This is a genomic window from Pseudarthrobacter leeuwenhoeki (genome assembly GCF_055412885.1).
This window is the reverse complement of sequence record NZ_JBVAYY010000030.1, coordinates 1-10,644: the sequence shown is the minus strand read 5'-3', so window position 1 is coordinate 10,644 and position 10,644 is coordinate 1. Positions and strand designations below refer to the sequence as shown.

Here is a 10,644-nt window from a genome sequence, read left to right as displayed (position 1 = left end):
GGCGAACCAACAGGCCACACCACACTGCCCGAAAACAGAAAACAACCGCCCACCAGCCGCGGCCACACATCAACGGCCATCAACGAGCACCATGAAAAATCGAGGCTAACTACCACTTCGACGGCTCCATGGCCGTTGAGATGGACCCTGAATCTTCGCTTGCGCAGGCACTGGGCAAGGCCTACATCGAACGCTCACCTGACGGTCCCGAGCACTTGGAAGTGGCCATCAGCAAGAGTTTCAGAATGTTCGGTGCGGAGCCGACGCTCACGACGACCGACATCGCGCGAATTGCCCGGCCTGTGCTCGTCGTCGGCGGCGACGATGATTTGGTCGCACTGCCACATACGGGTCTCGCTGTACGAGGCCTTGCCTGAAGGCCAGCTGGCCGTGGTCCCCGGGGCCTCTCACGCGCTTCCATTGGAACAACCGGATGTCCTCACCGGTCTCATCCTCAATTTCCTGGCCGCGGCTGATTCTGCCCACACGCTCCTTCCCGTTCGCCGGGCACGGCCGAGGCCCAGCAACAACTAGGGCCCCGAGGGAATGTCAGTCCGGATTTCAACCTGCGGCATCGCCATGAACTCATCCAAGGACCAGGGCGGCGTTGATCCGTCTCGGTCACAATGGCGAACTTACAGTCCTCCGGCGAGATAAAGAGCAGGGCCGCAGTCAGCACGGGAAAGCTTTCGGTCTTGTATTGGCCCCCAGGTAACGCTCGATGGCCAGTGCGCGTCGAGGCCCGGGTCCCTGAAGGCCACAGGCTGATCGTCATCCGGACGTTCTAAGCGCCATCCTCGCAGCCGCCCGCCACGACCCGGGCAGAGCCCTCCTGACAACCGACAGTCTCCACCCCACATGTCAAGCGGAACCGAGATCAAGTGAGCGCGGGGTGACCGTGATGCGGATGCCAGCATTGTGACCGAGCAGGTCCCGGGATATTCCTGGTACGTCGATCCGCCCGCTCCAATGCTCGGGTGCGGGGTCGGTGTCCTCCAGGAAGTCCTTGTCTTCAGGGTCCCAGTCCCGAACCGCGGCCCGAACGGTGCTGTTCCATGCTGCCCAGGCCCTGGGCAGTAGCCTGCCCTCGGAGGGGGGTTCGATCTCGACGAGCAGCGTGTCCTGCCAGTCCTCCGTCTGTTCGAGATGGTCGTCAAAGAAGAAATGGCCGTCCCTCTCCGTGATGGACATCAGGCGCAGGTTCAGCGCGTGGCGCAGCCGCGGCACCACGATGCCTCCCACACGCGGGCGAGGCGCCTTCGAAGAGAGAAATGTGGTGAGGAGAGGCACAGGAGAATCAATGGGGTCTCCTTCTCTCCATCGCTCGATTTGAACGGGGCAGTAGTGTTCAGCGCTTTGTTCATGGACCAGGACGGGAAGGCCTCGGATAGCCAGTCCGACGTCGAGCTGGAAGACGACCTCGGGAGGTGCATCTCGGCCGACGGTGAAGCCCACGGTCTGTACTTCGACTTTGAGGTCGCCGAAGAGGAACCGCTGAAGGTTTTGGTAGCCCTCTTCAGAGTTCACGATCCCGTACCTGCCGCTGTGGCTGCGGTGGACGACGGCCAGCGGCGCCCCACGGACCGCGGCGTTTTCAATCTGCACGAGGCCGTCGCTGCGGGGGCCAACGGCCTTCGAGGACAGGCCGAATGCAACGTCATAATCCTCAGGGTTGGAGCCGACGAGGCAGAAAATTTCATCCACGGGGAATCCGTCGTCGGGTATTTCGGTGCTGAGGAAGTTCTCCCGGGTCCGTGTTGACCGGACGGGGGCTGGAGTCAGATATTCATACATCCTGTCCGGACCGAAAATGTCGGCGCCCTGGACCGCCGTGGCGTCCCGGATGCGCTCAAGCACTCCGAAGCCGATGGCGAAAGTTATCCCTCCGTGGGGGGTGGCATACGTGAAGAGCCGGGCCACGTATTTGGTGCCGGCGGCCGGATCGAACACCTCCCCGGCGTCTGCAAGTGCCTCAGGTATGACGCGCTGCAGGAGCGAGCGGCAGATCAGCCCACCCATGGAGTGAGCGACCAGGAACACCTTCGGGGCCCCTGTCTTTTCCAGGACGAGCTTGATCAGCTCGAACAGGTCAGCAGCTGCCTCCTCGAAGGAGAACGTCTCCGGGTCCCGTGAAAAAGTGTCCGAAGACCCGTCATAGAAACGGTAGATCCAGACGGAGGCCGGGTTTACCGAGGCCGTTTCGGCACGGCTCAGGAAAGCCCACTGGTCCCCATGGACGGGCACCTCATATTTGTGGTCCGTTATCAGGCGCAACATCGGCGATTCGAACTGGTGGAATTGTGCCCGGCCATTGCCGTCAGCGCGGACGTGCACCGATCCTTGGCTGAAACCGTAAAACGGATCGTCCACTGCATTGTTTATCGCTCCGGCCCCACCTGCGAACCCGCGGACATAGATCACCGGAAGCCGGCCATCACCACCCGGAAAGCCCATTGCATCCACCTCTTCTGACAACAGGTGCACTTTAGTCAAGCAGGCGAATGCACCCGATTCCCAAGTGGTGCCTGCGCCACCATTCCGTCCGACGCCGCGGGGACTCCTGCGGCGCCACATCCGGATCAATCCGGGAGCCCCTCGTTGTCTCAAGGGAAGCTGCTGCCACCTTGTGGAGCTGGCCGGGACCGGTAGAAACGACAATCCTCAGAACCACAGGCCTTGTCAATGGAGCGCCCGCCACCCAGTGTGGCTGTTCCCATCAGGCGGGCAGTCTGCCTGCATGGAGGCATGACGGAACAGCCGCCGGCAGCCGTTGCCGAAGACCTGGACCGGTTGCGCACTGCCCTGGACAACACCATCCCCGTCAGAGCCGAGTCCAACCTCTTGATCGGGACGTGGAACATCCGTGCCCTTGGCAGCCTGACGGCCAAGTGGACGGCCGGTCCCAGGGACTCACCCACACGTGACTGGCACGCGGTCGCTTGCCTTGCCGAAGTGATCTCCCGTTTCGACGTCGTGGGCGTCCAGGAATCCCGCCGGAACCCCCAGGCCCTCAAACGCCTGCTGGCCACTCTCGGGCCGCGGTGGCGGGCCATCGTCTCGGACGTGACGGAGGGAGGCGCTGGCAACGGTGAACGTCTCTCATACCTCTACGCCACCGAACGGGTCCAGCCCTCGGGGCTGGTCGGGGAGATCGTACTGCCGCCGATCGAGGACAACCCGCAGCGCCAGTTCGCCCGCACCCCCTACACAGCCAGCTTCTCCCGGGCCGGTACCGAATTCACCCTCGCGTCCGTCCACGTGATCTGGGGCAAGAACCCAGCCGAGCGGATGCCCGAGATCACAGCCTTCGTCCAATGGATGAGGGGATGGGCGGTTCGGCCCAACGACTGGAACTCCAACCTCATTGTGCTTGGGGATTTCAACCTCGACCGGATCGGTGACCCACTGTACGAGGCGTTCGTTGCAACCGGCCTGTGGCCGCCGACAGAGCTGAACGCCGTTCCGCGGACGATCTTCGATGATGACCGCACCCGGCACTTCTACGACCAGATCGCATGGTTCTCCGACCCTGACGGCACATCCCTGCTGAAGGGGCTCGCCTACGGGCAGGGTGCCGGCTCCTTCGATTTCATCCCGCACATCTTCCGGGACAAGACCCGCACCGAGGTGTCCTGGCGGATCTCAGACCACTACCCGCTCTGGTGCGAATTCCTGCTGGCCCCAGAAACACGGCTGTGCCACTAGTGTGCAGTCGCAAAACGGCAACGGTGAGCGACTCCGGGGCGGAATTCACCCTCGCCTCCGTGCACGTCCTTTGGGGCAAGAAACCCGCCAAGCGCCTACCTGAGATCACCGCGTTCGCCCAATGGATGCATGCCTGGGCGGTCCGGCCCAACGACTGGAACTCCAACCTCATCGTGCTCGGCGACTTCAACCTGGACCGGATCGGCGACCCGCTCTACGAAGCGTTCATCTCCACGGGCCTGTGGCCGCCGACCGAACTGAACGCCGTCCCGCGGACCATCTTCGACGATGATATGACCAAGCACTTCTACGACCAGCTGGCCTGGGTCTCCAACCAGACGGCACCTCCCGGCTGAAGGGACTGACCTTCGGGCAGCGCGCCGGGACCTTCGGCTTCATCCCACACGTCTACCGAGGGCTCACCTGCAGCGAAGTGTCCTGGCGGATCTCTGACCACTACCCGCTCTGGCGCGAGTTCCGGCTGGCTTAGCGAAGAAGACCCCGCCCGCGACAACAGGTGCCGTGGGCGGGGTTTGACCGGGCCTAGCCTTTGCGGCCGGCCAAAATGAGGAGTGCGTCTCCGACCGGGCGTTCACCGGTTGCGTCGGAGGGGGAGTTTACGACCTGGCCGCCTTGGACCATGGTGGTTGATCCTCCGCCGTCGAGGTTGATCGCGTCAACCATGCCCAGTGAGCGGGCCACATCGGCAGCTTCTTTGATGCTCAGTCCGAGGGACGTCGTCTGGCGCCCGTCGGCTGTGACCAGGAGGGTGCGGCCCTGGGCGTCAACGCCTGCGATGGTGCGCGGGTTGCGCTTGTGCACCCACCCGTAGAAGAAGGAGTTACTGTCGTCGGTGCGGACCATGCCGTCGCGCTTGGCGGTCACGTTGAGTTCACCGTCTTGGACGAGTGTGGGTCCGCCGTTGACGACGTCGGTGGTGGCGCTGGTCTTGAGGAGCTTCCCGCCCTCGTCGAGGAGGTCTGTGGCTACCTTCAGCTTGGAGCCGGGCTTAGCCAGGGCAGCGAGCTTGTCGACGTCCGTTCCGATGGCCTGCAGGGTGTGGCCACCGGCCGGGACGGCGGTGCCCCGGGTGTTGTTGACGGCGGTGACCGTGCCGTGGGCGTCGAGGACGGCTTCAAGTCCTGGACCGGACGGTGTCGAGTCGCCGAAGTCGGGGGTGAAGGCGACGATCTCGTCCGCGTCGGTGCAGGTGAAGTCGTGCAGCGGCAGGTTCGTCGGAGTGTCGTCGGTGCCGCCGCAGTTGCGGATGAGGCCCGGCACCCGGTTCAATCCGTCCAGAGCGAGCGTTGCTGTGTTGCCGGGGGCCGTGACTGTGCCGCGCCAGTGCAGGCGCTGGATGGAGGTCTCGTTCTTGGCGCCGATGACCAGGGAGGGCCGGTCCCCGACGGGCTCGCTGAGGACCTTGCCGTCGCGCACTGCCGCGCCTGCGGGATCGCCAGGGGCCCCGGCGGCAGGGTCCATGACGAAGTAGCCGCCGTTGGTCGCAGCCAGGGCGCCCGAGGCGGCCGCGAGCTGGCTGGTCTTTTCCCGGTCCTCAAGGTTGGGGCCGAAGGAGGAGGTGAGGTCGCCGCGGAACTCCTTGGGGTCGATAGTGAGGATCTCCAGCTTCCAGGGCCCATGGTCGTTCTCGCTGGAGTTTTCGTCGCCGTCCCAGCCGGTGTAGATCACCGAGGATTTGTAGCCGGCCGCCTTGACTTGAGCCACTGTGGCGGCGCCGTCGGCTTTGGCCGTGAAGTGTCCGGCACGCACGCGGTAGCCGAGATCCCCTCCGGCGTCGGCCAGCTGCGGTGACTGGACATGTTCGACGCGGGCAACAACGCCTGCGGCGTTGAGCTTGTCGGCGACCTTCTGGGCCCGCGCTTGGGTGGACAGTGCTGACGCCGGCTTGTCCGGATCCGGGGAGGTGGACGGAACGGCAATCTCAGCGGTCCAGAAGAAGTCCTGGTTGGGGGTTCCCCGGGTGATGGATGTCCGAGTCAGGCCGGGGGCCAGGGTGGTGACGGTGCGGGACTCCGGGAGGCCGCGAGCACCCAGATCGAGGTTGGCGGACGGGTCCGGGGTGACGGCAGCAGCGTGGAGTGCGGTGCCCGGCGCCGTCGTGGAGGCACCGGCGGGGGCAAGGAAGGCAACCGGCACGGTCACGGCCAGGGCGGCGATGGCAGCATTGCGGAAACGATGATTGGGTGTGATCATGACCGTGACGCTACGGTGCCGGGGGACGCGGGTTTCAACGCACACGCCGCAATTCACGGTGCCTTCGCCATCTGTTCACGGCGGATCCAACACTCACTTCGGTGTTGTTGGCGTAGCCGTCCGCCAGTCTCACGAACTATAGGTCATACGACATCTGCTTTGCGGTTCCCGTTTTTCGAGGAAACGTTCTCAAAAATGTCTCACGAACCCGGTACAGGTTGTTTTCTCAGTGCCCTCAAGGAAACCCGGACCCGAGCTGTCACGAAGCTCGGTAAGACGGCATCTCCACCTCAGACCACGCAAGCGAAGGGGCCGAAACGCTCGGATTGGTCATCCCAGGCTTAAGTAACGGCGCAACACAGAGCCTTGGGTGCCCCACTTCTGCGAGGGCGGCCAGTGAGTGTCAGTCATGCCGCTACATATCCGTTCGCCTATGAGATGTTCGGAAACGAGGAACGAACGGCCATGACCCATATCGACACCCAAACTGTGCAATGCCACCTCGGTGGGTGTCTGATAGCAGTCGTCACCGACGCTTCGGAGAAGATTAGGCCAGAGCGGAGCCCATCACGCAGAGCGTGGAACTTTCGTGGCCCGCACTGTCACGGCAGACTTCTGGGCCCGGCAACTAATTGGGCAAGAAAGGGGGTGTGCACAATGTGCACACCCTGGGCTTCGGACCGGGTCGTACATCGGCCGGACTGGGCCGGACTGCGGAGGTTTCGGCGGGAGTGGCGGAAATTCAGGGGCTGGAGTCCGGTTCGAGTCCCACCTCGGGCACAGTGTTTCCGCAGGTCAGGGGCTTTTTTGGTGCTTTTTTCGTGTGCACATTGTGCACACTCTCGCCTCTGACCTGATGTTCCGGGTGTGTGGGTCCCGGAATCGGACTATTCGGTTGTGTGGGGGAGCGGCTGCCTACGGCGGACCGGGTACCGCCCTGTGGAGTCTCTTCTGGGTGTTCATCCTCGTTCGTCCTTCCGTCGGGTTTTCGCGTTCGCCACTTCATGGAGGCCAAGGCCGCTTACAACATGATTTGCTGATTACTCTTTAGATCGACCTGGGTTTGCGGCCGTTCCGGAATGTCCGCTCTGATACCTGTTCATGCAGGAATGCGGGGGGAACGGCATAACATGGCAACTGATCCGGAGCAGATCATGTGCTCGCTGAGCCTGGCCAGTCGGTCGGCGGGGTCGGCTTCGAGGCCGAGTTGTAGGACTTGGTGGGCTCTGCTGCCAGAGCCTTCCCACCAGTTAGCCCGCCGCTGCAGCCATCATTTTCCGTCATCGGCGCATCCGGCTTCTGAGTATCCGGCGTCGCTGTCCTCGCTGTTTTGGCGGTGGGAGCTGGCCTCCGGATTCAAAGCCGCTCCTAGCTCTCGCTGGTGCAGAGACGATCCCCCGGTAGTGCGCGGAGTCAACGGTGGCCGGAGCCGAGAACCTGTAAACAGGTCCTGAGGTCGTTCATCTGCCGTCTCCCTATGCTCGCTCTCCTCGGCCTCGCAGAGGGAAGCTCAGCCTAGACCCCGGTTCGAGCTCGGCGACCTCGTCTCGGCAGGCAACGCGGATCGGGTGCTGCATGCCGGGACCGGCCACCACCTCCACGCCGTTGCCCTGAATGCGCAGGGTGAGTGGGTGCTCCCGGTAGTGGATGGAAAACTCCAGCACGCCGAGCGACGCGGGCCAGTGCGGGTTCAGCTTCAGCTGGCCGTCGCGGGTCTCAAGCCCGGAGAAGCAGCGCTGTAGCAGGTCGACGCTGCCGGCCATGGCGGCGAGGTGGATAGCCTCCGGTGTGGTCCCGCCCTGGATGTCGGCCACGTCGGCCTCCAGCGCCTGCTTCAGGAAGTCCAGCGCCCGCTTGCGCTCGGCCCGAGCCAGTACCCAGGCATGGATGACGGCGCTGAGCGTTGACCCGTGTGACGTCCGGGCCAGGTAGTAGCCGATCGTGCGGGGGATCGCTTCCGGTTCGAGGTCGTAGCCGAGCTGCCCGAGCACTTCCCGCAGCTCGTCCGCGGAGAGCAGGTACAGAAGCATCAGGACGTCGGCCTGCTTCGAGGCCTTGTAGCGGTTCACCGTGTCGTTCTCGGCCTCCAGGATGCGGTCGAGCCGTTGGATATCGCCGTACCTCTCCCGGTAGGCATCCCAGTCCAGCTCCTCCAGATCCTCGTAACCCTCGAACTGGCTGATGATGCCGTCGTGGAAGGGGACGAAGAGCCGGCGCGCGACGTCATTCCAGCGCTCGAGCTCCTCACGGTGCAGGCCCATCGCCTCGAGGAGCTCGCGACGCTTCTGCTCCGGCAGCAGGTTGACGGATTCCATGGCCCGGCGAAGCACCCACGAGGCCATCACGTTGGTGTAGGCGTTGTTGTCGATGCCGTCCTGCTCCTGCCCGGGGTAGCCGGAGTGGAACTCGTCGGGCCCCATCACGCCCCGGATGACGTAGCGGTCGCTTGCGTGGTCGAAGACGGCGATGCTGCCCCAGAACCGCGCTATCTCCAGCAGCATCTCGGCTCCGTAGTGGATGAGGAACTCGTGGTCGCCGGTCACCTGGTAGTACTGCCACACGTTGTAGGCGACGGCGATCCCCACGTGACGCTGCCGGTGCGTCGGGTCGGGAATCCAACGCCCTGAGTCCGGGTTCAGGTGCAGCTGCTGGTTCTCCTCCTCACCGTTGCTCCCGGACTGCCAGGGGTACATCGCCCCGTCGTAGCCGGCCTCCCGGGCGGCTGCACGGGCCTCAGGCAGTCGCCGGTACCGGTATCGCAGCAGGGAGCGTGTGAGCAACGGAAGCCGCAGGTTCAGTACGGGAAAGACGAACAGCTCGTCCCACAGGATGTGCCCGCGGTAGGCCTCACCATGCAGCCCTCGGGCGGGAACGCCCACATCAAGGTCGACGGTGTTCATCGACACCGACTGGAGCAGGTGCAGGAGGTGGAGGCGCTGGATGCACAGCCACTCCTCCTTGCCGGGCATTTCCACGTGGAACCGTGTCCACAGGTGACGCCACGCCAGCACATGGCGTTCCAGCAGGTCCTCGAACCGGCCGAGGCGAGGCAGCCACCGGACCGCTTCCACGGCGGGCTCGATGATGGCGCGGTCCCTGTCGATGAACAGGGTGACCGTCTTGTCCACCGTCGTCGGCTCTCCCCGCCGGACGTGGAGGGTGAGGTGGTGTCCGACCAGCGCGCCTTCGTCCACGAGACTTCGCTCGGGTGTGGCCGGGTGGCCGTCCTGCCTGACCACCGTCCGGGCGGCCATCGCCACGCGAATTCCCGACTGGTTGGTCACCATCTCCAGCAGGACCGAGTCAGCGGAGACCTCCTTGCGTTCCACCAGATCGAGGTGGTCGCTCGCGAGGTCCCGGTAGCGCTCCACCAGCGTGTTCTCGACCCTGCCGTCCAGGAGGGAGCGGACCTCCAGCACGCCGGACCAGTCCTCCGGCACGAACGTCACTTCCAGGGCACCAGCGTGCGCGAAGTCCATGCTCACGAGGCGTCGCTCGCTGACCGCCGTGGTGTGCCCGCTGTGGTCGCGGATCCTGAATCGCCGGGTGAGCACCGCCCGCCGCAGGTCGAGCTCCTGGTGGTAGTCGAGGATCTCGGTGGTGTCGATATCGAACCATGGGCCCCCCTCCACACGGAAGTCGGAGGCGAGCCAGTTCGGAAGGTTGACCAGAGACTCGTTCTCCACGACGTGGCCGCCGACTTCGCTCTGCAGGCGGTTGTAGACACCGGCCGCGTAGGTCCCCGGGTAGTGGACACCGTCGGCGCGCGACTGAGCCACCGCACCACGCGTGGCGAAATACCCGTTGCCCACCGTGCACAGGGACTCCCGACGCCCCTCGTCCTCGGGGTCGTAGCCGTCGTAGCGCACCACCCACGGATCAGTCATGGCGTCGTCCACCCTCTCCTCGAGCAGGTCCGCTGGTCCGGTCGAGGAGCTCGCGCAACGCATCCGGGCTGGCCGCCACGACGTCGGCGCCCGTCTCGCGTCGCCCGCGCTCCGGCGGCAGTAATCAAACCATCCAAGACGAACAGCGCCTTCCGCCAAGTGGCCAATCTGCACACGCCATGGTGCTACCAAGTCGAGACTGAATGGACATTGCGACGTCCGCGACTGATGAAGGTAATTTAGGCAGTCCAATCCGGTGATGTCAACGGGGCGGGTTAGCCAGCAGTCTTCGCAGCCTCGGGCGCGCAACTCGGCGAGCCCCACGAGCCCACGCGTGCGGCGTTGGTCGCGGCTTCAGCTCGTTGCTGGCGCATCTGGTCGGCGGCGGGTTCGACTTCGACGAGTTCGTCGACGAACGAGCTTGCAGCCTGCCTGAAGGGCATGAACGCCGGGGACACCCTTTTGGTGTGGAAGCTGGACCGGTTGGGCCGGGACCTGCGCCATTGGCCGTTGCGGCGAATGCCCGCGCTAACGTGCGCGACGGTCCGAATACTCGCCAGCACCGCAGCCGCGCACGTCCTTTGTCGCGCGAGGCCAGGACTCAAGCGCGGAGACTCCACGCGGGCGGCGAGGAAATAGACGTTGACCGCTCTGTTCTGAAGAGTGGCACTGTCGGCGACCGCTTGATTTTTTTTGATTCAAAGCGCTCTTGAAGGTTTGCGCTGGCCGGTGGTTGTGTAACGGATTGGTGTCGGTTGTGGGGTGACCCATCCGGGGTGGGGGGTGTTCCCGAAGTACTCCTGACAGATCAAGCCGGACCCGCCGGAAAACGTGTCAG

Annotated in this window: 7 protein-coding genes; 4 read left to right on the top strand and 3 right to left on the bottom strand. The window is 64.4% G+C overall.

Features of this window, described 5'->3' with window-relative positions; translation table 11 throughout:
• The first annotated feature begins 128 nt into the window (after positions 1-128).
• A complete protein-coding gene (locus ACZYX4_RS17365) occupies positions 129-377 on the top strand; it encodes a hypothetical protein (RefSeq protein WP_463878278.1) in 249 nt (82 codons plus the stop codon).
• A gap of 484 nt (positions 378-861) precedes the next feature.
• Here the strand turns inward: ACZYX4_RS17365 and ACZYX4_RS17360 are convergent, their stop codons facing one another.
• On the bottom strand, positions 862-2,370 hold the full coding sequence (locus tag ACZYX4_RS17360) for an esterase/lipase family protein (protein WP_463878275.1): 1,509 nt from the start codon (positions 2,368-2,370) through the stop codon (positions 862-864).
• A gap of 375 nt (positions 2,371-2,745) precedes the next feature.
• Here ACZYX4_RS17360 and ACZYX4_RS17355 point away from each other — a divergent pair, with 375 nt between their 5' ends.
• The gene (locus ACZYX4_RS17355) at positions 2,746-3,705 is read left to right on the top strand and encodes an endonuclease/exonuclease/phosphatase family protein (protein ID WP_463878272.1); all 960 of its coding nucleotides are present in this window, start codon (positions 2,746-2,748) and stop codon (positions 3,703-3,705) included.
• Between the two features lie 23 nt (positions 3,706-3,728).
• A complete protein-coding gene (locus ACZYX4_RS17350) occupies positions 3,729-4,061 on the top strand; it encodes an exonuclease/endonuclease/phosphatase family protein (protein WP_463878270.1) in 333 nt (110 codons plus the stop codon).
• A gap of 187 nt (positions 4,062-4,248) precedes the next feature.
• Here ACZYX4_RS17350 and ACZYX4_RS17345 read toward each other — a convergent pair whose 3' ends face one another.
• Both ACZYX4_RS17345 and ACZYX4_RS17340 read right to left on the bottom strand, forming a co-directional pair.
• A complete protein-coding gene (locus ACZYX4_RS17345; protein ID WP_463878268.1) occupies positions 4,249-5,919 on the bottom strand; it encodes a phosphodiester glycosidase family protein in 1,671 nt (556 codons plus the stop codon).
• 1,475 nt (positions 5,920-7,394) lie between these two features.
• Positions 7,395-9,806 carry a glycoside hydrolase family 65 protein gene (locus ACZYX4_RS17340; RefSeq protein ID WP_463878266.1) on the bottom strand — a complete coding sequence of 804 codons (2,412 nt, stop codon included), beginning with the start codon at positions 9,804-9,806 and terminating at the stop codon, positions 7,395-7,397.
• 342 nt (positions 9,807-10,148) lie between these two features.
• On the opposite strand from ACZYX4_RS17340, the gene ACZYX4_RS17335 reads away from it, so the two are divergent.
• Positions 10,149-10,445, top strand: a complete 297-nt coding sequence (locus ACZYX4_RS17335; protein WP_463878263.1) for a recombinase family protein — start codon at positions 10,149-10,151, stop codon at positions 10,443-10,445.
• Positions 10,446-10,644 lie beyond the last annotated feature (199 nt).

Excerpts from the sequence above, each read along its gene's own strand:
- ACZYX4_RS17365 (WP_463878278.1), top strand. The coding sequence starts at position 129 with ATGGCCGTTGAGATGGACCCTGAATCTTCGCTTGCGCAGGCACTGGGC.
- ACZYX4_RS17355 (WP_463878272.1), top strand. The coding sequence starts at position 2,746 with ATGACGGAACAGCCGCCGGCAGCCGTTGCCGAAGACCTGGACCGGTTG.
- ACZYX4_RS17345 (WP_463878268.1), bottom strand. The coding sequence starts at position 5,919 with ATGATCACACCCAATCATCGTTTCCGCAATGCTGCCATCGCCGCCCTG.
- ACZYX4_RS17340 (WP_463878266.1), bottom strand. The coding sequence starts at position 9,806 with ATGACTGATCCGTGGGTGGTGCGCTACGACGGCTACGACCCCGAGGAC.